Origin of the sequence: Modicisalibacter luteus DSM 23508 (assembly GCF_000378505.1) — a bacterium.
Taxonomy (GTDB): Bacteria; Pseudomonadota; Gammaproteobacteria; order Pseudomonadales; family Halomonadaceae; genus Modicisalibacter; species Modicisalibacter luteus.
In genome coordinates this window covers 279,567-306,474 of record NZ_KB899992.1, presented here as the reverse complement: position 1 = coordinate 306,474, position 26,908 = coordinate 279,567, and the positions used below count along the sequence as shown (strand labels likewise).

The following is a 26,908-nucleotide window of genomic DNA, read 5'->3' as shown; positions in this document are numbered from 1 at the left end:
TATTCTTGGAGTTTTCGCCGATGTATGAACCCGGCCGCCACCAAGCCGAGACCAGCGAAGCGCATAAGGTCACTCTGATCGGTGCCGTGGTCGATACACTACTGGGCATCGCCAAAGTCACTGTCGGCTATCTCGTCGGCTCGGCCGCACTGATCGCTGACGGCGTGCACTCTTTTTCCGACCTGGCCACCGACGCCCTGGTACTGGTAGCCACACACTTTGGCCGTCAGGCACCGGATCGCAACCACCCTTACGGCCATGGACGCATCGAAACCCTTGCCACCCTGCTGCTGGGCAGCGTTCTGATCTTTGTGGCAGGCGGCATTGCCTGGGCCAGCCTGACGCGCCTAATGGCAGGAGTCACCATCTTGCCGCCTGGCATCTGGGCGATTGGTCTTGCAGGCATTGGTATTATCGGCAAAGAGTGGATTTTCCGTTATACCCTACGAATCGCGAAACGCCTCGACTCCCGCCTGCTCGCTGCCAATGCCTGGCATTCTCGCAGCGACGCGCTATCGACGGTCGTCGTACTGATAGGCTTGGTCGGTGCCCAATTCGGGGCAGGTTGGCTGGACGCCCTGGCCGCTGTCACTGTGGGACTCTTGATCGGCAAGATCGGCGGAGCGCTGATTTGGGAGGCGGTACGCGAGTTGATCGACACGGCACTACCCGAAGAGGAACAGAAACAGATGCGTGCCCTGGCACGTCAGGTACATGGCGTTCGCGGCGTCCATCAACTGCGCACTCGGACCATTGGCGGGCAGGTGCTGCTTGATCTGCATATCGTTGTAGCGCCGCGCGTTACCGTCTCGGAAGCTCATGAGATCGGCAACCAGGTCTGTCGTGAATTGAATCAGGCATTCCCCAGCCTGTCCGACGTGACCTTTCACATCGACCCACAGGACGATTCGGATCTCGATGACCCTACCCAACTGCCTGAACAGCCACTACGCTCCGAGGTAGAAGCAGCACTGGACACGGCCTGGCATAATATCGAAGCATGGCAACGCCGTGTCGCGCTCGATCTTCATTACCTGGACAATCAGATCGACGTCTCTTTATATATGCCTGCTCTCGACAGTCATCCCGGCCTCGATGAACAAGCCCGTCAGTTACGCGAAGCTGGCACCTCCCTACCCTGGCTTGGCCGTCTGCGTATCTGGCAGGGGCCAGGCAAGGCATGAAACCGTGGATCTTGAGCGACGCCAAACGGACAAGCCAAGCCCCTTTAGAGTGCTTCGGTCGACTTGCCCGACAGCGTCACCGCCAATTGCATACGATCCCGCAGGCCAAGCTTGCGAAATACAGCGCCCAAGTGAGTCTTGACCGTACGTTCGGCAATGCCCAGCTCGTTCGCGACTTCCTTGTTACTTTTGCCTGCCGCCACCGCCAAGGCCACGTCGCACTCCCGTTCCGTCAAGCACGACAAGACACTATTACTTGCAGGAGTTTTCTCCTGCAACATACGGCAGGCACAACCAACCATCTGCGGCAGCAATTCCGGCCAAATCCATAACCCTTGATTGGCGGTTACCAAAGCGACTTGCGCCAATAACGGGAGCGGCGCCATTGCGGGCACATAGGCCCTTGCGCCTGCATCTAATGCCAGCAAGGCCTGTCGTGCATCGGGTCGATAAGCCAGCGTTACCATTAAAACGCCACGTTTCGACAATCTCGCCACCATATCGACCCACCCTTCCTCCTCGGTTAGCAACCACACCTGATCCCCCCTGCATGCCTGGGAGCGGGCCTGCCGCAACGTACACTGTCGAGCATCGGGAAAAGCCGAAGACGCACGGGCAACAAGGGTTTCATCCTGGCTTACGAAGAGATGTCGTTTCATAGTCCGTTATTGCGCTGTTCTCGCTTATCAGGATGGCTGGGCTGATCCTCGCCCTACCTAGGCCATTCAATTACATGGACTAACTTTTCATTTTTGTAACACAAAGTAACCACAGGGTTAACAGGCAATATAGTGATCTTGTTAGTCACCTAACATGTTGAGCGACTAAATTAACAGCGCTGACGCTTAAGGGGCGGGCATGCTATCTTCCATGCAAAGTTTGCCTGACAAGTCCACGAGCGAACCCCAGACAAGGCAAAAATTGAAAAAGAAGCGAAGTTTACGGAAGTAAATGAGCATTCTGAGCCAATTTTTAACTCAGCATGGGGCAAACGCAGGTACTTTTCAGAACGACCTTAGTCAACCAACCGGGAGGATATATGGCCAGCTCCGAAATGCAGAAAGTTCGCGTCATCAACGAACTGCGTGGTTTCATCAAGAAACTGCTGCAAGACCCGCAGATTCTGGAACGCTCGCTGGAGATCGCCCGTCGTGCCTATCAGGAGCAGGCCGAATCGGGGCGTAGCAACGACCGCGAGGTCATGGCCAGAATCGCCAACGACATCTCGGATACTACGAGCGTGCATATCCCCGAGGATCCGAACGAGCACTCCGAGGCCGACCGGCTATATCTGGAGATTCTCAAGGAAGTGGTAGACGAGGAGCAGGCGCTTTACTAAAAGCGGTGTTCAAAGGGATGAAAAGTTAGAGACAGGCGAGTAATAAAAACGAAGAAAGCCAAGAAAAATAGCGACCGACGTTATCAAGATATCGATTCCAGGCTATATAAGAGTTGAGTCGCCTGGAATCGAAATTTTACTCAAGCGTATTTCCTGTTGGACGCATTCAGCCACTGTTCGCATTGAGTCCCCGCCCCCGCCCAATCCTTACTCACCTGAGCCACGAACAATACATCGCCACCTTCGAGGTGTACGTGCAGCTCGTCACGTATCGTCTTGGCATCGCTATCGGCCTCGATTAGCCAGAAAGAGTCCATGATGTGAACATGAGGATAGGAGGCTAGGACCTCATAAAAAGCTATGTTTTTCTTAGGAAAGTAGGGTTCGTAGCTAACCTTAAATACAGCCAACTTCTCCTCCTAACCAAAATCGGTCAATTACCTTATATAATTGAGGCGGTTAATAACCGCCTCAATTTACTTAGTTCAGAATATTATTGGTATCGCCCTGATATAAAGCAACTGACACGGTAGTGGTGGCGTTGTCCTTTGCGCTCGCTGTAAGTTGATCATTAGCGTATGCATGACCAGTACAAGCAGAGTTATCACCAGATGGGAAAATGAAGTCTCCATCCGTTGATGTTGTATCGGAATCCCCACCATTTGCCAAATACAATGAATAAGGTGTTCTCAAAGCTGATAGTTCAGCCTCACATGCATTAATAGCCGATTGTTGTACGTAATCTTGGTACCTAGGAATCGCGACCGCAGCGAGAATCCCGATAATCGCCACCACAATCAGCAGCTCGATCAGAGTAAAACCGCCCTGTCCCTTCATGTTTATTCCCATGCTTCTTTTCATCGTCATTCCTCTGTAAGGGCCTTTGCGCCCTGTCAGTCGTTCTTCGGTTGCCGAGCCTGTAACTCAGGCGTGGCGAGAACCTATCTCATTTCGTTGCTGGCGTGTACCGCTTGGCTTCAACGTTTTCGTGCTGGCACCGGGCCTGCCCTGTCATACGCCGCGCCGCTTCATCACCGGCCTGTCGGACAATGCCTTGCGCCCTTTCGAACAAACCATAAGGCAAAATCGTGGCCATCAAACGCTCATTTACCGCACGGAACCCGCGTCTTTTTGCGGGTTTACTACCGCCTCGCGCCTACAGCCGCTGACATGCCCCCGTTACCACCCAGCAATGCGAGTCACTGGCCGCCGGTATGGGGCTCGTAATCCTCGTTGCCAGCAGCAACACATACCCCAGGCTGAGTATTTTTCCTCAGGCTTGAGTATAACGTTACATTAAATAACAGTGTTAATGACCACAAGGGGATACTGTCAAATCACTTGGCGTTGACTGCCGCCGGGATGATTGCCCCCAGCCGTTGACGCTAGAATTCGGGTACAGAAGAATCGCCGACAAGCTCCCTTTACTAAGCCTCGTCCTCTGCAGTGACCAACTCCAGCCTATGACGTCATCTCATCAGCCGCCCTACTCCTCGCTCAGCGACACCGACGACGACGCCTTGCAACGCGACAGGGAGCCTCCCCTGGTCAGGACGTCTTCCTCGAGTGGCGAGTCATTGAGTGGCCTGTCGCGGCGGCTGGTGAAGGAAGGTCTGCTCAGCGAGGCGGCCGCACGACGCGCCGAGCAGGAGAACCGCGAGAGCGAGGAGTCCCTGCTGCAGCAGATCATCGATAATGGCCTGGTCAATGCGCGCGACGCCACCCAAGTCGCCGCCCACGAGTACGGCCTGCCGATGATCGACTTGGATGCACTGCGACTGGATGCCCTCCCCCCGGCCCGTGACATGCCGGAAAAGATTCTGCGCCGTCACAAGATCATGCCATTGATGCGCACCGAGCATCGGCTAACGGTCGCCGTCCCCTTCCCGTCGTCACTGGCCCTGCTCGACGAGTTGCAGTTCGCCACCGGCCTGTCGGTGGAGGGTGTGCTTGCCTCGGTGGACCAGCTCGGTCCAGCCCTGGAGAGCTATCTCGCCCAGTCCGACACCAACCACATGCTGGAACAGCTCGATGGCGGCAGCGATGCCATCGGCGAGCTGGCTTTCGAGGATGAGCTGAGCGAGGCCGAGGACACGGCGATCACCGCGTCCAGTGACGATGCGCCAGTGGTGCGCTTCGTCAACAAGATCCTGATCGACGCCATTCAGCGGGGCGCGTCGGATATCCATTTCGAGCCCTACGAGTCGAGCTTTCGTATCCGCTTTCGTATCGACGGTATCCTGCTCGAGGTTGCCCGCCCCCCGTTTGCCATGCGCACCCGGATTGCCGCGCGTCTCAAAATCATGTCGCGGCTGGATATCTCCGAACGCCGCCTGCCGCAGGACGGCGCGATCAAGCTGCGCCTATCTAAAAACCGCTCCATCGATTTCCGCGTCAATTCGCTACCCACGGTGTATGGCGAGAAGGTCGTGCTACGTATCCTCGACCCTGCTACCGCTCGCCTGGGGATCGATGCGTTGGGATTCACACCAGAACAGAAAACAATGTACGAGCACGCCCTGGACCAGCCCCAGGGCATGATCCTGGTCACAGGCCCGACAGGCAGCGGCAAGACCGTCACGCTTTATACCGGGCTCAACATCCTGAACACGGCGGAGCGCAACATCTCGACCGCCGAAGACCCGGTGGAAATCAAGGTGCCCGGCGTCAACCAAGTCAATGTCCAGCCACGCATCGGTCTCGATTTCGCCAGCGCCTTGCGTGCCTTTTTGCGTCAGGACCCGGACGTGGTAATGGTTGGTGAGATACGTGACCTGGAAACCGCGGAAATCGCCGTGAAGGCCTCGCAAACCGGGCACCTCGTACTCTCTACCGTCCACACCAACTCCGCCGCCGAGACGCTGACCCGTCTGCGCAACATGGGTGTCGCGCCGTTCAACATAGCCAGCTCGGTGTCGTTGATTATCGCCCAGCGCCTGGCGCGTAAACTGTGCCCGCATTGCAAGCAGCCGTCGGAAATCCCTCGTGAGGTGCTGGTACAGGAAGGTTTCAGCGATGAAGAGCTGAATGACGCTACCCTTTTCCACCCGGTCGGCTGCCGCCAGTGCACATTGGGCTACAAGGGACGCGTGGGTATCTATGAGGTGGTGCCGGTCAGTGAGACAATTAGCCGGTTGATCATGCAAGAAGGGAATTCGCTGGAGCTTGCCGCCCAGGCACGACATGAAGGCCATCCGGACCTGAGGCGTAGCGGCCTGCTCAAGGTGTTGTCCGGCATTACCAGCCTGGAAGAGATTAACCGTATCACCAAGGACTGAACCCCCAGAGGGTTTGGCCGATAAGATAATAAGCCTGCCGACACGAGCCAGGCATCATCGCAGGGGACACTATGGTGACATCCGTCCGTGCCTCGCGCGGCTACAAGTCGCGGGAGCAGAACAAGCTGTACCGTTGGCGCTGGACTGGCAAGAACAGCCGCGGCAAACCCGTGAGTGGAGAAATCGTCGCCAGCCACCGTGGCGAAGTGGAGCGCGAGCTGTCGGGTCAGAGCATCATCGTCAAGAGCATCCGCCGCAAGAGTAGCCTGTTCGGGCGCGGTGGGCGCATTAAGTCTCGTGATGTCATGTTGTTTGCACGCCAAATGGCGACCATGATCCGTGCCGGCGTGCCGGTGCTGCAAGCCTTCAATGTGGTTGCCGAGAGCCTGAACAATCCGGCCATGCGCAGCTTGGTGCAGAAACTCGCCAATGACGTCTCCGCCGGTTCCAGTTTTTCGGAGGCGCTACGCCAGCATCCCAAGCACTTCGACCGGTTGTTCACCAACATGGTCGAGGCCGGCGAGCAGTCGGGCTCGCTGGATCGCATGCTCGACCGCGTGGCCTCTTACCGCGAGAAGATCGAAACCCTCAAGGGCCGTGTACGCAAGGCGATGTACTACCCGGCGGCGGTCATAACCGTTGGCATCGCCGTCACCGCCCTGCTGTTGATCAAGGTCGTGCCCCAGTTCGAAAGCCTGTTTCAGGGCTTCGGGGCCGAGCTACCAGCGATGACACGCATGACCATCGCCCTGTCAGAGTTCGCTCAGCAGTATTGGCTGTGGGGGTTAGGTGGCTTGATCGCCGGGATCGTTGCGATTCGCCAGGGCATCAAGCGTTCGGAAAGCTTTGCCTATCGTATGCATCAGTTGGTGCTGCGTTTGCCAGTCATCGGCAACATTCTCGACAAGTCGTCGGTGGCACGCTATTCACGCACTCTGGCAACCACTTTCGGTGCCGGCGTGCCGCTGGTGGATGCACTGGATACGGCTGCCGGCGCTGCCGGCAACAAGGTTTATGAACGTGCCGTTCAGCAGGTGCGCGAGGATGTCTCTAGCGGCCAGCAGTTGCACTTCGCCATGCGCAACGTCAACCTGTTCCCGGCGCTGGCAGTGCAGATGGTCGGCATCGGCGAAGAAGCCGGTTCGCTGGACGCCATGCTCAACAAGGTCGCCGACTTCTACGAGGAAGAGGTCGACAACAAGGTGGACGCGCTGACCTCGCTGCTCGAACCGTTTATCATCGTGGTGCTGGGAGTGCTTGTCGGAGGATTAGTGGTGTCGATGTATCTACCTATCTTCGAGCTAGGCACTGCCATCTAATCCCTACCTAAGGAGTTTTCTTGGCATTGACGCTTCCTTCACTGTTGCTGTGGCCGCTGGTAGTTATCCTTGGTCTGGCCCTCGGGTCGTTCGTGAACGTCGTGATTGCCCGACTGCCGGCGATGCTGATGCTGCAATGGCGTGCCGAGGCGCGTGAAGCACTGGAGTTACCGGCTGAGGAGCCGGGGTCGGCGCTGCCGAAAGTCAATCTGGCCACGCCACGTTCCAGTTGCCCGCGGTGCGGTGAGCCGATTGCCTGGCATGACAATATTCCCCTGTTCGGCTACCTGAAGCGCCGCGGGCGCTGTGCGAGTTGCGCCAAGCCGATCAGCATTCGCTATCCATTGGTCGAGCTGGCTGGCGGGGCGCTGGCCGTAGCTGTGGTGGCACTTTACGGGGCCAATCTGGCGAGCCTGTTCGTGCTGGCGGCCTGCCTGATTCTGCTCGCTCTAGCGATAATCGACCTACGTACCCAACTGCTCCCCGACGTGCTGACTTTGCCGCTACTGTGGCTGGGCCTGTTGTACCAGGTCATGTTCCAGCCATTGCTGCTGGAGAGTGCCGTGATCGGTGCCGTAGCCGGTTATCTCGTGCTGTGGGGCTTCTACTGGCTGTTCAAGCTGGCGACCGGCAAGGAGGGAATGGGCTACGGCGACTTCAAGTTGCTGGCAGCGCTGGGCGCCTGGACGGGCTGGGAGATGCTCCCCCTGCTGCTGATCCTTTCAGCCGGAGCGGGGGCCGTGGTCGGCATCCTGGCACAGGTAACGATTCCCCGGCTGCGGGGCATGCCAATGCCGTTCGGCCCGTTCCTGGCCATGGCTGGCTGGATTGCGCTACTCTTCGGCGCACCGCTAATGGCCGTTTATCAAGCCATCCTGCTCGGTTAGGATCCTACTAGTACATTCAGCATTTTCTTAGTGCAATCTATCAGCCTATGACGGAGACCTCATGCGTCCCTTGACCATCGGCGTGACGGGCGGCATCGCTTCGGGCAAAAGCGCCGTGGCGCTCGAGTTCGCCAAGCTGGGAATTCCCTGGGTGGACGCTGACATCATCGCCCGGGAAATCGTAGAGCCCGGCGAGCCCGCCCTGGCCGATATTGCCGAGCGCTTCGGGCCCGAGGTCATCGATAGCGAAGGCCGCCTAGACCGGCGCGCGCTACGCGCGCTCGTCTTTGCCGACGAGAGTGAGCGTCGCTGGCTGGAATCCGTGACTCACCCCCGCATACGTCAGCGGCTGGAGCATTACCTGGCAGACATGCGTGCTAGCGGTGGCCCCTACCACCTTCTGGTATCACCGCTACTATTCGAGTCCGGACAGCATAAGCTGGTAGACCGATGCCTGATCATCGACGTTCCGGAAGCCTTGCAGATCTCGCGCACCGTGGGTCGCGATACGGTAGAGGAAGCGCAGGTAAAGGCGATCATCCGGGCACAGATGCCCCGGACCGAACGCCTGGCGCGTGCCGATGACGTAATCGACAATCAAGGCAGCCACGACGATCTGGCGCGTCAGGTCGCTGAGCTGGATCGGCGCTATCGACAGCTGGCCGCCTCAACTCCTGCTTAACAAGAGTGACCATGACTGATTCAAACCACAACGCATCGAACGAACGTCCGCTGGAGGTCGCCTGCCCTCAGTGCCGCACCAAGGTGGTCTGGTCTACGGACAACCCTTATCGGCCATTCTGTTCCAAGCGCTGCCGCCTGCTTGATCTGGGCGCCTGGGCCGACGAGTCCCACCGGATTGCCGGCGAACCCGCCATGGACGAAGCCGACCTCGACGAGCTGATCGACCGCCTGGAACGCGGTGGAAACACTTAAGCGCTTCCGCACCAAGCCTCCCAAGTCAAAAAGAAATGGCCATGATTACCGTAGTAACCATGGCCATTTCCTTACTTGCTGAAAAAGCTGACGAGCGATGCCAGGAGTAGGCGGAAAAAGCCGGAAGTGCGGAATTTACTGGAATAAATCAGCAGCTTGAGGCTTTTTCCAACAATGTATTGGCGAGCGCAGGCCTTTCGGACAGGTTCTATTTCCAGAAATCGCGGATCGACGCGATCCCCTGCGCTCCAACGGCTCTTGCATGGTTCGCATCGTGACGTGTCATTCCTCCCAAGGCGAATACCGGCATACCGGCAGTCTCGACCATTTGCTGGAAGTCATGCCAGCCCAACGGCATGGCATCCGGATGGGTCGGCGTGGTGCGCAGTGGCGACAAAGTCACGAAATCGCAACCGATGCGAGCAGCCTGCTCGAGCTGGGCGCGGTCGTGGGTCGAAGCTGCCTGCCATTTGCCTTCCGGGATTGGACGACGTTCGAGCGACATCAGCCGCTCGCTGGTCAGGTGGATGCCGTCGGCATCGACTGTGTCCAGTAGCCGAGGCTCGCCATTGAGCAATAACCGCGCCTGGTAACGGCGACATAGCTCAAGGCTTTTTTCGGCACGCTGCAGATAGGCGGCTTCATCAAGGTTCTTGGCACGAAGTTGCACCAGACGTACCTTGTCTTCGATCAGCGCACGTTCAAGCTTGGTCAGGAAGGTCTCGTCGTCGCTTTCCTCACCGGTAATCAAGTACTCGGTAGGCAGCATGACAGCGCGCAGAATCGGTAGATTCGCTGCCGGGAAGGGGTAATTGAAAAGCTCCCCCATGGGCACCCAGCGTACCGCCTGCCCTTCGCGCCCATAGGGCTCGCCACTGAACGCATGAACCTGCCAGACATCGAGCAGAATATGCTTGTCGGGATACTCGTGATGCACGCGAATCAGTGGCTGGGCACGCTCGATGGACAGGCCCAGTTCCTCGTGCAGTTCCCGCTTCAGCGCTTCGAACCCCGTCTCGAATGGGGCCAACTTGCCACCGGGAAACTCCCACAGGCCACCCTGGTCGACCGTGGAGGGACGTCGGGCGAGCAGAACTTCCTGACCATCGCTGCTGAAAATGGCGGCTGCCGCCACGTGTACCCTTCGTTTGATCATGATGCGAAATTACCTTTCAGCGTCTGTTCAGCTTCTGTAGTCGGCATTGATGCTGACATATTCATGTGAGAGATCGGAGGTCCAGACCGTGGCGGTGAAGTCGCCCCGCCCCAGGCGAATGCGGATAGCGATCTCTTCCTGGGCCATGACAGTGGTGCCGGCCTGCTCACTATAGCTGGCGGCACGCCCGCCATTCTCTACCAACCGCACATCGCCAAGATCGATTGCTACGCGCCCGACGTCGAAATCTTCCACTGGGGCCCGCCCCACTGCGGCGAGAATACGCCCCCAGTTGGCATCGGACGCATAGAGCGCAGTTTTAACCAGGGGAGAATGCGCCACGGTAAACGCCACATCCAGCGCTTCCTGACGTGAACGCGCCTCAGAGACGTCAAGCGTGATGAACTTGGTTGCGCCCTCACCGTCACGAATGATGGCCTGGGCCAATTCGATGAGCACCCGATCGAGAGCGGCCCGGAACTCAGCAATCGCTTCGTCGCTCGCTACGCGCGCGCTGCGTCCCGTGGCGATCAGCATACAGGCATCGTTGGTCGAGGTGTCGCTATCGACCGTGATGCAGTTGAAGGAACGATCAACACCGTCACGCAGCAGGGACTCCAGCAACGCCTGATCGATATCGGCATCGGTCGCCACGAACCCCAGCATGGTAGCCATGTTGGGCTTGATCATACCGGAGCCCTTGCTGATCCCGTTGATCGTCACGACCTGGCCATCGATGTCGCAGGTGGCAGTGGCTCCCTTGGCCCGCGTGTCGGTGGTCAGAATACCCTCTGCCGCGAGTCGCCATGCCTGGCCTGAATCGTTCAGTGACGAAACTGCCTCCGGAAGCCCGGCACGGAGTCGTTCAACCGGCAATGGCTCACCGATCACACCGGTAGAGAATGGCAACACGGCTTCGGCCGACGTGCCGGTCAACTCACTCAATGCTTGGCAGCATGCCTCGGCATCCCGCATGCCGCTCTCGCCGGTCCCGGCATTGGCGTTGCCGGTATTGATTAGCAGGTAACGCGTCCCGCCGTGTGCCAGATGGCGCCGTGCGACATGTACCGGGGCGGCACAGAAGGCATTGCGAGTAAACGTTCCGGCGACGCGGCTACCCTCGGCAACCTCGATCACTACCAGATCGCGACGTCCCGGCTTTTTGATGCCCGCCTTGGCTGAGCCCAGCCGAACGCCCTGGATGACCGGCATTTCGGGAAAATACGCCTGCCCTACCGCCATTTGCTAACTCCCTATTCAATTCGGAACTTACCGAAACCCGATTTACCCGAATGCACCAGAACGCATTTGGGGGCACGTGCAAGGCAAGGCGAAACACGCCGCATTGCCGAGCGCAATAGCCCCCAATCCCCTAGGCTAGCTTGCCATGACACTGCTTGTACTTCTTACCCGATCCGCACGGGCACGGGTCGTTGCGCCCTACTTTGGGTCCTTCTCGACGCACAGTCTGCCTGTCGTCCTGGGCCCCTTCGTCGACCTCGCTGGCAGCGTCTTCACGAGCTGAATCTTCCCGAGTCTGTTGCGCTGTGGCGCGTTCGCGCTCGAGAGTGTCGCGGCGCTTGCGCTCGAGTTCCTCGACTTCTTCCTCGCGACGCACCTGAACGTGGCTGAGTATGCGCGTGACGTCGTGCTTGATGTTGAAGAGAAGCGCCTGGAACAGTTCGAAGGCTTCGCGCTTGTACTCTTGCTTGGGGTTCTTCTGAGCATAACCGCGCAGGTGGATCCCGCGACGCAGATGGTCCATCGACTGCAGATGCTCTTTCCAGCGGGTATCGAGCACCTGGAGCATGACTTGCTTCTCGAAGCGGCGAATCAGCTCCTCGCCGATGGCTTCGACCTTGGCGGCATAGACCTCACGATGACTGTTCTGTAGCCGCTCGCGCAGCACCTCTTCGTGGAAGTTCTCATCTTCTTCAGCCCATTGCTGCAGCGGCACATCGAGATTGAATTCCGTCTTGAGCACCTGCTGAAGCCCATCGAGATCCCATTGCTCGGGCAGACTCTGCGGCGGCACGTAGTCGCTGATGGTGCCATTGAGAATTTCCTCGCGAATGCCGGCTACGTTCTGGGAAACGTCCTCGGCCCCGAGAATCTCGTCGCGCTGCTCGTATATTACCCGGCGCTGATCATTGGCCACGTCATCGTACTCGAGCAATTGCTTGCGAATGTCGAAGTTACGGCCTTCGACTTTCTTCTGGGCACGCTCGACGGCATTGGACACCATCTTGTGCTCGATGGCTTCACCGCGTTCCAGCCCCAGCGCCTGCATCAAACGCTGAACGCGCTCGGAACCGAACAAGCGCATGAGGTTGTCTTCCAGCGACAGGAAGAAGCGCGTCGACCCTGGATCCCCCTGCCGGCCAGCCCGGCCGCGCAACTGATTGTCGATACGCCGGGACTCGTGACGCTCGGAGCCGATGACATGCAGCCCCCCTGCCGCCAGCACGGCATCATGGCGCTTCTGCCACTCGGCCTTGATCTCGTCGATCTGGGCCTGGGTTGGATCGTCTAGCTTGGCGACTTCGGCTTCCCAGTTGCCCCCTAGTACGATGTCGGTACCACGGCCGGCCATGTTTGTTGCGATGGTTACGGCACCGGGCCGCCCAGCCTGGGCGATGATTTCGGCTTCGCTCTGGTGTTGCTTGGCATTGAGGACATTGTGCGGAATGCCGCCCTGCTTCATCAGCCCCGCCAGCAGTTCCGACGTTTCGATGGAAGCGGTACCCACCAGAATGGGTCGTCCGGCCTCGCGCTGGGTCTTTACGTCCTCTATGATCGCCTCGAACTTCTCTTCGGCGGAGAGATACACCAGATCGTTGTAATCGATACGGGTAATGGGTTTGTTGGTCGGGATGACGGTGACATCCAGGCCATAAATCTGACGGAACTCGAACGCCTCGGTATCGGCGGTCCCGGTCATGCCGGACAGCTTCTCGTAGAGACGGAAATAGTTCTGGAAGGTGGTCGACGCTAGGGTCTGACTTTCCTTCTGGATGGCTACGCCTTCCTTGGCCTCGACGGCCTGATGCAGACCCTCTGACCAGCGACGCCCCGGCATGCTGCGCCCGGTGTGCTCGTCGACGATGACCACCTCGCCGTCATTGACGATGTAATCCACATCACGATGGAAAAGGTGGCGTGCACGCAACGCCGAATGCATATGGTGCAAGAGACCGAGATTCTGGGCAGCATACAGCGAATCGCCTTCGCTCAGCAGGCCCTGACGGCGCATCAGTTCCTCGACCTTGTGGTGGCCCTCTTCGGTGAGTTCGACCTGCTTTTGCTTCTCGTCGAGGGTAAAGTCGCCGGTCGAGGGGTCTTCCTCGTCCTCGCAGCGCTTGAGCTCGGTCGCCAGGCGATTGACGACCTGATACATCTGCGTGTTTTCCTCGACCGGACCCGAGATGATCAGCGGCGTACGTGCTTCGTCGATAAGAATCGAGTCGACCTCATCGACAATCGCATAATGAAGCTCGCGCTGGACCTTGTCCTCGAGCGAGAAGGCCATGTTGTCGCGCAGATAGTCGAAGCCGTACTCGTTGTTGGTGCCATAGGTAATATCGCAGGCATAAGCCTCGCGCTTCTGGCCCGACGTCTGGCCGGAATAGATTACGCCGACGCTGAGACCGAGGTATTCGTAGAGAGGCCGCATCCAATCGGCGTCGCGCCGCGCCAGGTAATCGTTGACGGTCACCACATGAACGCCCCGCGCAGGAAGCGCATTGAGATAAACGGCCAGGGTAGCAACGAGGGTCTTGCCTTCACCGGTCTTCATTTCGGCGATACGCCCACGGTGCAAAGTGATGCCGCCGATCAGCTGAACATCGAAGTGACGCATCCCCATCACGCGACGGCTGGCCTCGCGTACGGTAGCGAAGGCCTCTGGCAATAGCTTGTCGAGCGATTCGCCCTGACGCAGACGCTCGCGGAACTGCTCGGTACGCGCCTGGAGGTCGGCATCGGACAGCGCCTGGGTGCTTTCTTCAAACGCATTGACCTCGCTGACCAGCTTGCCCATGCGTTTGACTTCGCGGTCGTTCCTGGAGCCGACCAATTTACGGAGAACGGTATTAAGCATAAGTTGTCCTGAAACGGAAAAGGTACTGGCGGAAGATCGAGGTATCCCGCCATGGTCGCGTGATGGCGTCAGGCCAATAAAGCCTGCGGCGGACCGCGTCGGTTCAGGACATCCTGCCCGGCACAGGGCATTCCCATAGCCGGCCGGCAGGCTGGAATAATGGGACGACGCGACAGGGCGACATGTAGCGGGAGGGAGCGTCGTGCCTTGCGACGCGCGACTCGACGTGACTGGGCACGGATGGCGTCGGGCGCCATCAGGCAGATCTGGGTCAGCCTTTCCGCCAAGCGCAATGCTTCCGCCTGTACCAGCCCCGCCGGCAATAGGCAGCCGACCAGCAACCCCGCCAGCCACCAACGTGTCCGCCGGCGAGTCGGGCGCTCCTCATGAGCCGTTGAGGGGTTGGCACAGGTCATGCTGTTGAAGGACTCCCTTGCGTGTTAGATTGCCGCTATCGATTCGCAAAGTGGCGAGCAAGCCCATGAGTATAAAGGCTAAGCGTTTCTACGCCCAGCCCATGACCCGGCTGCTTGACGGTTCGCAAGCTGCGCCAGGTGAGCTCAGCGGCCTGATGCGCATGGCCCGAGTCATTGATCGTGCCCAGCAGCATCTGCGTCAGCACCTGCCCGAGGACGTACGTGAGCATGTTTTCGTCGGGGGTTATCGTCAGGGCAAACTAACGCTGATTACTGATCGTGCCGCCTGGTTAACCTGGCTGCGTTATGAGCAGGCACGCCTCTTGGCACTCCTGCGACAATTGCCCGAGTTCGAGGCCGTTCTGGGCTTCACTTTCAAGGTCCGCCCTATCTCGCCACCGAAGCTGCCGGTCACTCAGCATCGCAAGCTCTCATCACGTGCCGCCGATGAAATCTCTTGTTGTGCCGCCGATACGACAGACCCGCGCCTGCGTCGCTCGCTGGAGCGCTTGGCTGCTCATGCTGAGCGAAAATCCTGAGAATAAAAAAACGCCGACCCGTTCGGGTCGGCGTCGAAGCCTGGTTTACCAAATACGGTGCAATTAAACTGCCATGGCAGGTGCTGCGTAAGAGATCGGCGCTTTCTGGGCTTCACCCTCGAAGGTCACGATTTCCCAGGCATCGGGGTTGGCCTGCATGGCGCGACATAACTGGTTGTTGAGGGCGTGACCGGATTTTACGCCACGGAACTCGCCAATCAGGCTGTAACCAAGCTGGTAAAGATCGCCGATAGCATCGAGGACCTTGTGTTTGACGAACTCATCCTCGTAGCGCAGCCCGCCTTCGTTCAGGATACGATATTCATCGACCACGATGGCATTGTCGAGGCTGCCACCCAGCGCCAGGTTCTGTGAGCGCAGAAACTCCAGATCACGCATGAAGCCGAAGGTACGCGCTCGTGACACTTCCTTGACGAACGAAGTGGTCGAGAAGTCGACTACAGCGGTCTGGTTCTGATGCTCGAATACTGGATGATCGAAATCGATGGAGAACGATACCTTGAAGCCGTCATAAGGCAGAAAAACCGCTTCCTTACCGTTTTCGCACACGCCAATTTCGCGCTTGATGCGGATGAACTTCTTGGCTGCGTTCTGCTCTTCGATACCGGCCGACTGGATAAGAAAGACGAAAGGCCCTGCACTTCCATCCATGATCGGCACCTCCGGTGCACTGAGCTCGACAATCGCATTGTCGATACCCAGGCCGGCGAACGCGGACATTAGATGTTCAACCGTAGCCACCTTGGCACCGTTGCTGGACAGGGCAGTACACAGCACAGTGTCGGTGACGTTTTCGGCACGTGCCGGTATGCGCACCTCGGGCTCGAGATCGGTTCTCACGAACACGATCCCGGTGTTGACCGGAGCCGGACGCAACGTGAGGTAGACCTTCTCACCGGAATGCAGACCGACGCCAGTGGCGCGCATGGTATTCTTGAGAGTGCGTTGTTTGATCATGGGCAATGGCCAGGCTGTCACTAAAGGTTGTCAAACAGTGTTCACTATACCATCAAACGACTGTTTAAACAAAATTTCGTCGTCCGGCCATCACTATGGCTCCGATAGCACAACTCAATCGGCCTGACGCCGCAGGAAAGCCGGGATATCGAGGTAATCGTCTAGCTCTTGTGACTTACGCTTCTCCTGGCGCGCCTTGGCGGCATTGTCCTGATCGGCCTTGGCCGCCTGCTGACGCATGACCGTAGGCTGCTGCAGCTTGCGATAGTCCGTTGTCTCTGGACGTGAGGCGCTCTCGCGGGTCACGGCCTTTTCCTTACGACCATCGAGGCCAGCTGCCACTACGGTAACACGCAGCTCGTCAGCCATTTCCATGTCGATGGCAGTCCCCACCACGATGGTGGCATCTTGCGAAGCGAACTCCTGTACGGTCGCGCCGACATCATTGAACTCGCCGATCGACAAATCGGGGCCAGCAGTGATGTTGACGAGAATCCCTCGCGCACCATGCAGATCGATATCTTCCAGGAGCGGGCTGCGGATCGCCTTTTCGGCAGCTTCACGGGCTCGGTTCTCGCCAGTGGCTCCACCAGTACCCATCATTGCCATGCCCATCTCGGACATTACTGTACGGACGTCGGCAAAGTCGACGTTGATGATGCCAGGACTGGTGATCAGCTCGGCAATCCCTTGCACGGCCCCCAACAATACATCATTGGCCGCACTGAAGGCTGTCAGCAAACTGGCGCTCTTGCCCAACACCGCCAGCAGCTTCTCGTTGGGAATGGTAATCAGCGAGTCGACGTGCTCTGAAAGCTCGCGCATACCCTCTTCCGCCACACGCATGCGCTTAGGGCCTTCGAAGGGGAAAGGCCGAGTCACTACGGCAACGGTAAGGATACCCAGTTCCTTTGCCACCTGCGCGACGACAGGCGCCCCGCCGGTACCGGTGCCACCACCCATACCCGCAGTAATGAAGACCATGTCGGCGCCCTGGAGGAGCTCAGCGATCTTGTCGCGATCTTCCATCGCCGCCTGACGGCCGACTTCAGGGCTGGCACCGGCACCGAGCCCCTTGGTGATCTCACTACCCAACTGGAGAACGGTCTTGGCAGCAACACGCTTGAGCGCCTGCGCATCGGTGTTGGCGCAGATGAACTCAACGCCTTCGATGTTGCTTTCGACCATGTGATTGACGGCATTGCCGCCGCCTCCACCAACGCCGATCACCTTGATGACTGCGCTGCTGGAAGGTGCATTATCTACCAGTTCGAACATTGCCCCGTCTCCTGTGACCGCATGGATGCGGCCCCTGTCAGAAATTTCCTTTGAACCAGCTCTTGACCCGTTCCAGCGTCGAGATGCCATCCTTGCTACCACGCCGAGAGATTTCCTCTCTACGGGGCTGGGCGGATACCGCTCGGCTCTGGGCCTGCTTACTGGCATCCCGCATTCCGTAGAGTAGCAAACCCACTCCCGTGGAATAAATCGGATTACGCACCACGTCAGCCAGACCGCGAACGTTCTGCGGGCAGGCGATACGTACCGGCATATGGAAGATTTCTTCGGCCAGTTCGACCACCCCTTCCATACGCGACGTTCCTCCAGTGAGTACTACACCCGCCGCCACGAGGTCCTCGTAACCGCTGCGTCGCAGTTCTTCGCGTACCAAAGTAAACAGTTCCTCATAACGAGGTTCGACCACTTCGGCCAAGGCTTGGCGAGACAGATCTCGGGCCGGGCGGTCACCCACACTGGGAACCTTGATCATTTCATCGCTCGAGGCCAGTTGGGTCAGCGCACAGGCGTACTTGACCTTGATATCCTCGGCATATTGCGTCGGCGTGCGTAACGCCATGGCGATATCGTTGGTTACCTGATCACCGGCAATCGGAATGACGGCCGTATGACGGATAGCACCTTCGGTGAACACGGCGATATCGGTCGTACCGCCACCGATATCAACCATGCAGACGCCCAACTCTCGCTCGTCCTCGGTAAGGACCGCATGGCTCGAGGCGAGTTGTTCAAGAATGATGGCATCCACCTCAAGTCCGCAACGCCGCACGCATTTTTCTATGTTCTGCACGGCATTCAGGGCAGCCGTCACCAGATGAACTCTGGCCTCTAGCCGAACGCCGGACATGCCCAACGGCTCGCGAATGCCTTCCTGAGTATCGATGGCAAATTCCTGAGGTAGCACATGCAAGATGCGCTGCCCTTCGGAAATGGCCCTCGCCCGGGCAGAGTCGATGACACGGTCGATGTCCGACGGCGTGACTTCACGGTCCTTGATCGCGACGACACCATCGGAATTCATCGAACTAATATGGCTGCCCGCCACCCCGACATAAACTGAGTGGATGTCACAACCGGCCATCAGTTCGGCTTCTTCCACGGCACGCTGAATGGACTGCACCGTGGATTCGATATTGATGACCACACCCTTTTTCATTCCGCGCGAAGGATGGGAACCGATCCCGGCAATCTCCAACCCGCCATCGTCATTTGGCTGGCCAACGATAGCTACTACCTTGGATGTTCCTATATCCAGCCCGACGACCATATTGGAAGCATTGGATTGTCCTGCCATGGGTCGGGGTCACTCCTCGATCTTCACAATATTTGAACCACTGATTTACTAAATAAGGTATTTTGGCCAATTAAGTAAACAATAATTATTATTTAACCAGCCCATACTCAAAGTCAGCAACAGAATACGGGGATTTTTTGTTGAAAGAAATACCTCGACACCTTTGCTGGCGGGCTCTCGCGTTAAAAAAAGCAACGCTAACGTTACTATCCTTCCGAAACCTCGACATTTGTCTCGCCATGCCAGGCTACGACAACGCCGTTAGGGTAGCGCAAGTCGATATAGCGAATCTGCGAAGATTGCTCACCAAGTTGACGCTGCCAGGCAACTGCAAAGCGGGCCAGGCGCGTATCGCGCTGATTGCGACCAAGCATGACCCAGACACCGTCGTTGACCTGGAAACGCCAAGCTCCCCGGTCTTCCAGGCGTAGTTGGGTAACATTCAGGCCCAACGGGGCAAGGCCACTCTGTAACTGATCGAGAAGCGCCAGGACTTCGGCGCCACTGCCCTCTGGCCCCGCCAGATCGGGCAAGTCATCTGGTACATCTACCTCGCCACGCCGGAAGGGTGTGCCACGCGGATTAAGCAGCAGGTTGTCGTTCCAGCGCGCGACCGGCTCCTGTTCGTAAAGCTCGAAGGTCAAGGCATCCGGCCAGTGGCGCGAAACTCTGACCTCAGCCAGCCAATCGATGGCCCGTGCCTGTTCGCGCAGCGCCTTGAGATCCACCGTCAGCCACGTCTGGCCGCGCACCAGCGGTGCCAGTTGCTCCCTCAGGTAGCTAGCGCTTACATATTCCAGTTCACCGCGAATCGATACACGTTCGACCGGCCGGTCCAACCACAACCAAAGGGTCCGCCCACCGGCTCCCAGCAGTATCAGCAGCAAAACCAACCCAAGGAGTGAGCCGCGAGATCCGGCCGAGGCCATGCTATCAGCGCTCCAGTGACGTAGCGAGAATGCGCAGCACCAGCGCGTCGAACCCAAGACCGGCGTGCGCAGCCGACTGCGGCACCAAACTGTGGTCGGTCATGCCGGGAACGGTGTTGACCTCCAACAACCAGAACTGGCCTTGAGCATCACGCATCACGTCTACTCTCCCCCAGCCATGGCCGCCAATCGCATCGAAGGCCTGCCGACATAGCGCTGCCAATACCCGCTCGGTTGGCTCATCAAGACCACAAGGCAAATGATAAAGCGTTTCGTTGGAATGATATTTGGCCTCGTAATCGTAGAAACCACTGGGAACTTCGACACGAATGGCAGGCAATTCGTCATCGCCGAGCAACGAGACGGTATATTCCTCACCACGGATGAAGCGCTCAGCCATCACCGCCGCGTCATAGCGTGCGGCTTCCTGGTAGGCGGATTTTAGCGCCTCGAGATCATCGACAATCGTGATGCCAAGGGTCGAGCCTTCATGCACTGGCTTGACGATCATCGGCAGGCCAAGTCGCTCGACGACTGCCTCCCAGTTTGCTTCTGAAGACAGCGTAATGCTTTCCGGGGTCGGCAAGCCCATCGCTTGCCAGACCTGCTTAGTACGCTGCTTGTCCATGCCGAGTGCCGAGGCCAGCACGCCACTGCCTGTATAGGGGATACCCAGCAGCTCCAATGCCCCTTGCAAGGTGCCGTCTTCCCCACCCCTGCCGTGCATGGCTATGAAAACCCGATCTGGGGCCAGCGCCTCGAGACCACTCAGCCCACCTGCTGCCAGGTCGTACCCGCGAGCATCGATGCCACTGCGCTGCAGAGAGGCCAGAACGGCGGCACCACTGACCAGGGACACTTCCCGCTCTGCCGAGTCGCCACCATACAGCACAATTACCCGACCGAACTGAGACGGGCCCAATGCATTACTTTCATGCAGGTTGCGGCTCATAGTTCCACCTCATCAAGCCTAAGCCGGCTCGCTGCCAGCGAAATAGCAATACCACCGACATCTCCGGCACCCTGCGTGATCAGGATATCGCCATCACGCAGTACATGCGCAAGTAGTCTGGGTAGTTCGTCCTTATGCTCGACAAAAATCGGATCCACCTGGCCGCGCTGGCGAATCGACCCCGCCAGAGTTCTCCCCTCGGCGCCGGGAATGGGCGACTCACCTGCGCTATAGACATCGAGCAGCAGCAAGGTATCGACGCCGGACAGCACACGTACGAAGTCTTCGTAGAGATCGTGGGTACGGGAGTAACGGTGCGGCTGATAGAGCATTACCAGGCGACGCTTTGGCCAACCCGCACGAACGGCTCGAATCACCATCTCGACTTCGCGTGGATGATGTCCATAGTCGTCGACCAGCATGACCTCGCCTGCGCCATGCGGCAGTGCATAATCGCCATGTACCTGGAAGCGACGCCCGACACCCGCAAAGCCGGCCAGCCCTTGCTGGATGGCGTCGTCGTCAACGCCCGCATCGGTCGCCACTGCAATGGCTGCCAACGCATTCAGAGCGTTGTGCTCGCCGGGCATGGCCAAGCGTACCGCCAAGGGAGCATAACCCTCGGGCCGCACTGCGGTGAATCGGACCTCTCCCGCCTCCTGAACGAACTCGGTGATCCTGTAATCTGCATCCTGACTGAAACCGTAAGTGACGAACTGACGCTGCACGCGGGGAAGCAGGTTACGCACATTGTCGTCGTCGAGACACAACACGGCCATACCGTAGAATGGCAGGTTATGCAGAAACTCGATGAAGGTATCCTTCAGCTTGGCGAAATCTCCGGCATAGGTCGCCATATGGTCGGCATCGATATTGGTAACGATCGATACCATAGGCTGCAGATGCAGAAAGGAGGCGTCTGACTCGTCGGCCTCGGCAACCAGGTAATCGCCTTCACCTAGGCGCGCATTGGTCCCGGCACTGGTCAGTTTGCCCCCGATGACGAATGTGGGGTCGAACCCACCTTCTGCGAGCAAGGTGGCTGTCAGACTTGTCGTGGTTGTCTTGCCATGGGTGCCGGCAACGGCGATACCATGCCGGAAGCGCATCAGCTCGGCCAGCATTTCCGCCCGTCGCACGACCGGCACGCGATGCTTACGCGCCCAGGCGATTTCAGGGTTACTGGCATCGACCGCAGTCGACACTACAACTACATCGGCATTCTCGGCATTGCTTGTCGCATGCCCGATATCGACCCTAATGCCGCAATCGCGCAGGTGGGTAGTGACGACCGACTCCTTGAGGTCACTACCACTGACCTGATAGCCCTGGTTGACCAGCACTTCGGCGATACCGCACATCCCGGCACCGCCAATACCGACAAAATGAATACGCTGGATACGGCGCATACCCAGCCCGTTGCGGCGTGCCTGGCCCGGCACGGAAGGAAATTCGCTATCGCTCAAAACCTATCTCCAAGCAACCCGCCACCAGGCGCTCAACCGCGTCCAGATGAGCACAGGCGCGTGCGGCACCGGCCATGGTGGCAAGAACGTCAGGATCGAGCATGGAGGTCAACGACATGGCGAGGCCCTCCGCACTCAGAGTAGTCTGGGGTATCAGGTGCGCTGCACCGGCATTGACCAAATGCTGGGCATTGGCCGTCTGATGATCGTCGACGGCATGCGGAAACGGGACAAAAAGCGCCGGTTTCGCAGCGGCAGCAAGTTCGGCGACGGTCAACGCACCGGCTCGGCACACTACCACATCGGCCCAATCGTAGGCGGCTGCCATGTCGACGATGAAGTCGCTGACCTCGGCTTCGACGTTGGCGGTATCATAGCCTTGGCGAGTGACCTCCTCCTTACCGCGACCGGCCTGATGACGTACTTCGGGGCGCTGCGCTTCAGCCACTAATGCCAGCGCTTGGGGCAGGCATTCATTAAGCGCTACAGCGCCCAGCGACCCTCCTACCACCAACAGACGCAAGCGCCGCCCCTGCATGGCATCGGCCTGTCGCGGCGTGACACCCAAGGTTGCGATCTCATCACGCACGGGGTTGCCGATGATGATTTCCCGGTGCGACTTGCCTGCCTTGCGAAAGGCCCCGGGAAAAGCGGCGTAGACTCGCGTTGCCAGGCGGGACAAGGCCTGGTTAGTCATGCCGGCCACCGCATTTTGCTCGTGAATGACCAATGGTCGCCGGGACAGCCAGGCTGCCAAACCTCCAGGCCCGCTTGCGAATCCCCCCATGCCCACCACAAGCTGTGGGTCGTAGCGCTGGATGACACGGCGCGCTTGTCCGATAGCGCGGGCAAGCTGCCAGGGAGCGGTTAGCCACCCCGCTGCCCCATTGCCACGTAATCCGGCGACATCGATACAGTGCAGAGGAATGTTCGCCTCGGGAACCAGACGGTTTTCAATACCCCGTGGACTTCCCAGCCACTCAACGTCGATACCCCGCGTTTGCAAGGCACGTGCCAGCGACAAGGCCGGGATGACGTGCCCCCCGGTTCCGCCAGCCATGATCAATGCCCGACGCGACTGGACTGCCTGAGATTTCACTGGGAAGCCGCTCCTTGTAGTCGTTTGGCCGGAGCCGGAGCCGGCGCTTGTCGACGCCGACGCGTCTCGTTGTCGACACGCAGTAACAACGCCACCATGACACAGCTGACGACCAGGCTGGATCCTCCATAGCTCAACAAGGGCAAAGTCAATCCCTTGGTGGGCAGTATGCCGGTACTCACCCCGATGTTAATGAACGCCTGGGCGCCGAAGACCAGCCCGATACCGTAGCTGAGATACGCAGCAAACGGCAATCGTTGCAGTTCCGCCTGCCTGCCGATATGCAACGCGCGATAAACCAGCAAGGCGAACAGGCCGACGACGGTAATCGCCCCGACCAGCCCCAACTCCTCAGCAATCACGGCGAATACGAAATCGGTGTGGGCCTCGGGCAGATAGAACAGTTTCTGGACGCTGTCACCTAGCCCCAATCCCAACCATTGGCCGCGTCCGTAGGCAATCAGCGCCTGGGTCAGCTGATATCCCGAGTCATACATGTCGGCCCAAGGGTCGGCAAAACTGGTGATGCGCTCGAGCCTGTAAGGCTCGGCGATAGCCACGTACACGCCCAGCGCCAGCACTACGCTGAGCAACAGGATGAAGCGGATCATTGGAGCTCCCGCTAGCAGCAGCATCCCCATGACACAGCCGGTCATTACCACTAGGGCGCCGTAATCGGGCTCGAGGATTAACAGTATGCCTATCGGCATCAGGATGATCAGCGGCTTGAGAAACTCCCACCAGGACTTACGTACGCCGGGAAGGAATCGCTCCAGATAGCCCGCGACATAAACAATGAGAAAGAGCTTGGCTACTTCCGAGGCCTGAATATTGATTGGTCCCAGCGGAATCCAGCGTTTACTGCCGTTGACCTCGGTACCGATGATTAATACCGCGATCAGCAGGAAGAGCCCAGCCAGAAGTAACCAAGGACCATTGCGTTGCCATGCCGACAAAGGCACATAGAGCACCCCCACCGCCACCAGGCTAGCGATGAGTACGAACACCCCATGCCGGAGACCATAATAAAAAGGATTGCCCGTCAACCCTGTTGCCACCTCGGTCGAGGCCGACGTGACCATGACCAGCCCGATCAGCAGCAGCGCTACGGCAGCCAGCAGCAGCCAGCCATCAAAGGGTTGCCCCTGGGTGGACAGGCGCTGCCTAATGCGCTGCAAACGTCCCAATGTCATGCGCCCTTCTCCCGGAATTCAAGGTGGCGTTCCACCCATTCGCAGAAGGCCTCACCCCGAGCCATGTAGTTGGCGAACTGATCGAGACTCGCACAGGCAGGTGACAGAAGAACGCAATCCCCGGGTCGCGCAATGGAGGCTGCTCGCTCGAGGGCCTGCTCCAGGGAGTCTTTCCGAACGACAGGGACACTGGGGGAAAGCGATTCGACAAGGCGCGGCGCATCGGCACCAAAGACGATGGCCTCTCGCGCATGGCGAGCCAGCGGCTCAGCCAAGGGCGTGAAGTCTGCCCCCTTACCGACTCCACCACCCAACCAGATCAACTTTCCTTCGAGAGTGGCGCCCAAGCCATCGATCGCCGCCAGGGTAGCCCCAACATTGGTGCCCTTGGAATCGTTGACCCAGCGCACACCGTCGACTGCCCCCACCAGTTGCCCGCGGTGAGGCAGGCCCGGGAAGCGAGCTAGCACACGCCGCATGGCTTCCAGAGGGAATCCGAGGCGTGTCCCCATGGCCAGTGCCGCCAGCACGTTGGCCTGATTGTGTCGACCTGGCAAACGCAACTCATCCACAGCCATCAATGGCCTGGAGCCATGCATCAGCCAAGGTGCCTTGCCGCCACCGTCATCATGGACGGCAATGCCCCACTGCGGCCCCTGAGGCGGCTTTATGGTGAAGCAATCGACCGGCAAGTCCTTGTCATCGGGCCACGTCATGTTGTCTTCGGCATTGACGACGACATGCTTCGCTCCGCGAAAGATGCCGAGCTTGGCGGCACGGTAGCCGGCCATGTCGCCGTGCCGGTCCAGGTGATCTTCCGACAGGTTGAGAAAAGCTGCGGTCGTCGCCCCCAGGCAGGGGGTCGTCTCTAACTGGAAACTCGATAGTTCAAGAACGAAGAGTTCGGCATCGGGCTGGGCATGCAACAGATCGAGGGCGGGAGTCCCCAGGTTCCCCCCCACCGCGGCATTGAGCCCCACCTCGTGAGCCATCTCGCCGAGCAGCGTGGTGACGGTGGATTTGGCATTGGACCCGGTAATCGCCGCAATCGGCGCGCTGCAGGCTCTTGTGAACAATGCAATTTCACCCACGATGCTCAGCGCAGAACCTTGCTGTCGAGACCGTTCCCAAAAGCTCTCCAGTCCGGGTGAGCGAGGATCCACGCCGGGGCTCAGCACAATTTCTTCGAACGATTCGAGATCGATCTCGGACAGAGGACCACAATGCACCCTCACCTGTGGGAACTCGTTTCGGAATTCATCGAGCCCCGGCGGGATCTTTCGGGTATCGGCCACCGTGAAGGAAGCACCTTCACGTACCAAGTGGCGGGCTATCGCCCGCCCTGATACGCCAAGCCCGACGACTAGGGTTTGTCCGCGCGCCACCAGCATTACACCTCAAGCGATCAGTTCGGAAAGGAAAAGCACCATGCGCGCTGCCGTACGCAACGGGGCCAGGTATCAACGGATCTTCAGAGTCGCCAGTCCCATCAGTACCAGCACCACGGTAATGATCCAGAAACGGACAATGACACGAGGCTCAGGCCAGCCCTTGAGTTCGAAATGGTGATGCAGCGGCGCCATGCGGAAAATGCGCCGTCCGGTCAGCTTGTAGGAGCCGACCTGAAGGATTACCGACACGGTTTCCATGACAAAGACGCCGCCCATCACGAAAAGCACGATTTCCTGGCGCACGATGACCGCCACGACGCCGAGAGCCGCCCCCAAGGCAAGGGCCCCCACATCGCCCATGAACACCTGCGCCGGGTATGTGTTGAACCATAGAAAGCCTAGGCCCGCCCCCGCTATGGTGCCGCAGAATACTGCCAATTCGCCCGCACCGGGAACCATGGGAATGTGCAGGTAGTCAGCAAATACCGCGTTACCGCTGGCATAGGCGAACACTGCCAGGCCCATGGCCACCATGACGGTGGGCATAATTGCCAACCCGTCGAGCCCATCGGTGAGATTGACGGCATTGGAACTACCTACGATGACCAGATACGTCAGCACGATGTAGAACAGACCGAGCTGAATCACGACTTCCTTGAAAAGCGGCACGATCAAGCTGGTCTCCACCGGACTGGCCGCGGTGTAGTAGAGAACCACCGCTGCACCGATGCCGAGCACGGTTTGCCAGAAATACTTCCAGCGTGCCGGCAAACCGCGCGGATTCTTCTCTACGACCTTGCGATAGTCGTCAACCCAGCCAATCGCGCCGAAGCCCAGCGTCACGACCAGCACCAGCCAGACATAATGGTTGCCCAGATCTCCCCATAGCAGCGTACTGATCGCCATGGCCAGCAGGATCATTGCACCGCCCATGGTCGGCGTGCCCGCCTTGGAAAGGTGTGACTGCGGACCATCGTCGCGCACGGCCTGACCGATCTGGCGCTCGACCAGTCGACGAATCATCATCGGCCCAAACCACAGGCACAACAGCAATGCTGTCAGCGTGCCCAGAATGATGCGAAGGGTCAGGTAATCGAAGACGGTAAAAGCGTTTTGATACTGAGCAAGAAATTCAGCCAAATAAAGCAGCATGT

The 26,908-nt window shown here is 58.7% G+C and carries 25 protein-coding genes; 8 read left to right on the top strand and 17 right to left on the bottom strand.

Translation table 11 applies throughout. The features are described from left to right. The first annotated feature begins 20 nt into the window (after positions 1–20). Entirely contained in the window at positions 21–1,184 is a 1,164-nt protein-coding gene (locus F568_RS0108075; protein WP_019018215.1) for a cation diffusion facilitator family transporter, read from the top strand. Between the two features lie 44 nt (positions 1,185–1,228). Here F568_RS0108075 and F568_RS0108070 read toward each other — a convergent pair whose 3' ends face one another. Beyond that, the gene (locus F568_RS0108070) at positions 1,229–1,720 is read right to left on the bottom strand and encodes a response regulator transcription factor (RefSeq protein WP_189459571.1); all 492 of its coding nucleotides are present in this window, start codon (positions 1,718–1,720) and stop codon (positions 1,229–1,231) included. Positions 1,721–2,223: 503 nt separating this feature from the next. Here F568_RS0108070 and F568_RS0108065 point away from each other — a divergent pair. Further along, on the top strand, positions 2,224–2,523 hold the full coding sequence (locus F568_RS0108065; RefSeq protein WP_019018213.1) for a hypothetical protein: 300 nt from the start codon (positions 2,224–2,226) through the stop codon (positions 2,521–2,523). 140 nt (positions 2,524–2,663) lie between these two features. Here F568_RS0108065 and F568_RS0108060 read toward each other — a convergent pair whose 3' ends face one another. Continuing rightward, the gene (locus tag F568_RS0108060) at positions 2,664–2,840 is read right to left on the bottom strand and encodes a hypothetical protein (RefSeq protein ID WP_229804149.1); all 177 of its coding nucleotides are present in this window, start codon (positions 2,838–2,840) and stop codon (positions 2,664–2,666) included. A gap of 163 nt (positions 2,841–3,003) precedes the next feature. Then, positions 3,004–3,384 carry a pilin gene (locus F568_RS26045; RefSeq protein WP_019018211.1) on the bottom strand — a complete coding sequence of 127 codons (381 nt, stop codon included), beginning with the start codon at positions 3,382–3,384 and terminating at the stop codon, positions 3,004–3,006. 602 nt (positions 3,385–3,986) lie between these two features. On the opposite strand from F568_RS26045, the gene pilB reads away from it, so the two are divergent. From pilB to yacG, 5 genes are all read left to right on the top strand, one after another. Next, entirely contained in the window at positions 3,987–5,801 is a 1,815-nt protein-coding gene (gene pilB, locus F568_RS0108045) for a type IV-A pilus assembly ATPase PilB (RefSeq protein ID WP_083932999.1), read from the top strand. A gap of 71 nt (positions 5,802–5,872) precedes the next feature. Then, positions 5,873–7,120, top strand: a complete 1,248-nt coding sequence (locus F568_RS0108040) for a type II secretion system F family protein (protein ID WP_019018208.1) — start codon at positions 5,873–5,875, stop codon at positions 7,118–7,120. Between the two features lie 20 nt (positions 7,121–7,140). Beyond that, positions 7,141–8,007: a prepilin peptidase gene (locus F568_RS0108035; RefSeq protein WP_019018207.1), complete on the top strand. Its 867-nt coding sequence runs from the start codon at positions 7,141–7,143 to the stop codon at positions 8,005–8,007. Positions 8,008–8,068: 61 nt separating this feature from the next. After that, complete coding sequence (coaE, locus tag F568_RS0108030) at positions 8,069–8,689, top strand: dephospho-CoA kinase (RefSeq protein ID WP_019018206.1); 621 nt, start codon at positions 8,069–8,071, stop codon at positions 8,687–8,689. 11 nt (positions 8,690–8,700) lie between these two features. Continuing rightward, positions 8,701–8,943: a DNA gyrase inhibitor YacG gene (yacG, locus tag F568_RS0108025; RefSeq protein WP_019018205.1), complete on the top strand. Its 243-nt coding sequence runs from the start codon at positions 8,701–8,703 to the stop codon at positions 8,941–8,943. Between the two features lie 208 nt (positions 8,944–9,151). Here the strand turns inward: yacG and F568_RS0108020 are convergent, their stop codons facing one another. From F568_RS0108020 to F568_RS0108005, 4 genes are all read right to left on the bottom strand, one after another. Continuing rightward, positions 9,152–10,099, bottom strand: a complete 948-nt coding sequence (locus F568_RS0108020) for a Nudix family hydrolase (RefSeq protein ID WP_026300407.1) — start codon at positions 10,097–10,099, stop codon at positions 9,152–9,154. 27 nt (positions 10,100–10,126) lie between these two features. After that, complete coding sequence (gene argJ / locus F568_RS0108015) at positions 10,127–11,341, bottom strand: bifunctional glutamate N-acetyltransferase/amino-acid acetyltransferase ArgJ (RefSeq protein ID WP_019018203.1); 1,215 nt, start codon at positions 11,339–11,341, stop codon at positions 10,127–10,129. Between the two features lie 130 nt (positions 11,342–11,471). Continuing rightward, positions 11,472–14,198, bottom strand: a complete 2,727-nt coding sequence (gene secA / locus F568_RS0108010) for a preprotein translocase subunit SecA (RefSeq protein WP_019018202.1) — start codon at positions 14,196–14,198, stop codon at positions 11,472–11,474. Positions 14,199–14,266: 68 nt separating this feature from the next. Then, a complete protein-coding gene (locus F568_RS0108005) occupies positions 14,267–14,614 on the bottom strand; it encodes a hypothetical protein (protein WP_019018201.1) in 348 nt (115 codons plus the stop codon). 65 nt (positions 14,615–14,679) lie between these two features. Here F568_RS0108005 and F568_RS0108000 point away from each other — a divergent pair, with 65 nt between their 5' ends. Next, the gene (locus F568_RS0108000) at positions 14,680–15,153 is read left to right on the top strand and encodes a DUF721 domain-containing protein (protein WP_040476029.1); all 474 of its coding nucleotides are present in this window, start codon (positions 14,680–14,682) and stop codon (positions 15,151–15,153) included. 63 nt (positions 15,154–15,216) lie between these two features. On the opposite strand, the gene lpxC is transcribed toward F568_RS0108000, so the two are convergent. The 10 genes from lpxC to mraY form a co-directional block, all read right to left on the bottom strand. Next, positions 15,217–16,131: a UDP-3-O-acyl-N-acetylglucosamine deacetylase gene (gene lpxC / locus F568_RS0107995; RefSeq protein WP_019018199.1), complete on the bottom strand. Its 915-nt coding sequence runs from the start codon at positions 16,129–16,131 to the stop codon at positions 15,217–15,219. A 114-nt stretch (positions 16,132–16,245) separates the two neighbouring features. Then, a complete protein-coding gene (ftsZ, locus tag F568_RS0107990; protein ID WP_019018198.1) occupies positions 16,246–17,409 on the bottom strand; it encodes a cell division protein FtsZ in 1,164 nt (387 codons plus the stop codon). A 37-nt stretch (positions 17,410–17,446) separates the two neighbouring features. Beyond that, positions 17,447–18,724, bottom strand: coding sequence for a cell division protein FtsA (gene ftsA / locus F568_RS0107985; RefSeq protein WP_019018197.1), 1,278 nt, complete (start codon positions 18,722–18,724; stop codon positions 17,447–17,449). Between the two features lie 206 nt (positions 18,725–18,930). Then, positions 18,931–19,653, bottom strand: coding sequence for a cell division protein FtsQ/DivIB (locus tag F568_RS0107980; RefSeq protein ID WP_019018196.1), 723 nt, complete (start codon positions 19,651–19,653; stop codon positions 18,931–18,933). 4 nt (positions 19,654–19,657) lie between these two features. Then, positions 19,658–20,605: a D-alanine--D-alanine ligase gene (locus tag F568_RS0107975; RefSeq protein ID WP_019018195.1), complete on the bottom strand. Its 948-nt coding sequence runs from the start codon at positions 20,603–20,605 to the stop codon at positions 19,658–19,660. After that, positions 20,602–22,014: a UDP-N-acetylmuramate--L-alanine ligase gene (gene murC, locus F568_RS0107970; protein WP_051087943.1), complete on the bottom strand. Its 1,413-nt coding sequence runs from the start codon at positions 22,012–22,014 to the stop codon at positions 20,602–20,604. The genes F568_RS0107975 and murC overlap by 4 nt, the downstream gene beginning before the upstream one ends. 46 nt (positions 22,015–22,060) lie before the next feature. Beyond that, positions 22,061–23,131 carry an undecaprenyldiphospho-muramoylpentapeptide beta-N-acetylglucosaminyltransferase gene (gene murG / locus F568_RS0107965; protein ID WP_040476062.1) on the bottom strand — a complete coding sequence of 357 codons (1,071 nt, stop codon included), beginning with the start codon at positions 23,129–23,131 and terminating at the stop codon, positions 22,061–22,063. A gap of 35 nt (positions 23,132–23,166) precedes the next feature. Continuing rightward, positions 23,167–24,363 (bottom strand): putative lipid II flippase FtsW, encoded by a 1,197-nt coding sequence (ftsW, locus tag F568_RS0107960; protein ID WP_019018192.1) that lies wholly within the window; start codon positions 24,361–24,363, stop codon positions 23,167–23,169. Further along, positions 24,360–25,754 carry a UDP-N-acetylmuramoyl-L-alanine--D-glutamate ligase gene (gene murD / locus F568_RS0107955; protein ID WP_019018191.1) on the bottom strand — a complete coding sequence of 465 codons (1,395 nt, stop codon included), beginning with the start codon at positions 25,752–25,754 and terminating at the stop codon, positions 24,360–24,362. The genes ftsW and murD overlap by 4 nt, the downstream gene beginning before the upstream one ends. A 69-nt stretch (positions 25,755–25,823) precedes the next feature. After that, positions 25,824–26,906, bottom strand: a complete 1,083-nt coding sequence (mraY, locus tag F568_RS0107950; protein ID WP_026300403.1) for a phospho-N-acetylmuramoyl-pentapeptide-transferase — start codon at positions 26,904–26,906, stop codon at positions 25,824–25,826. Positions 26,907–26,908: the final 2 nt, after the last annotated feature.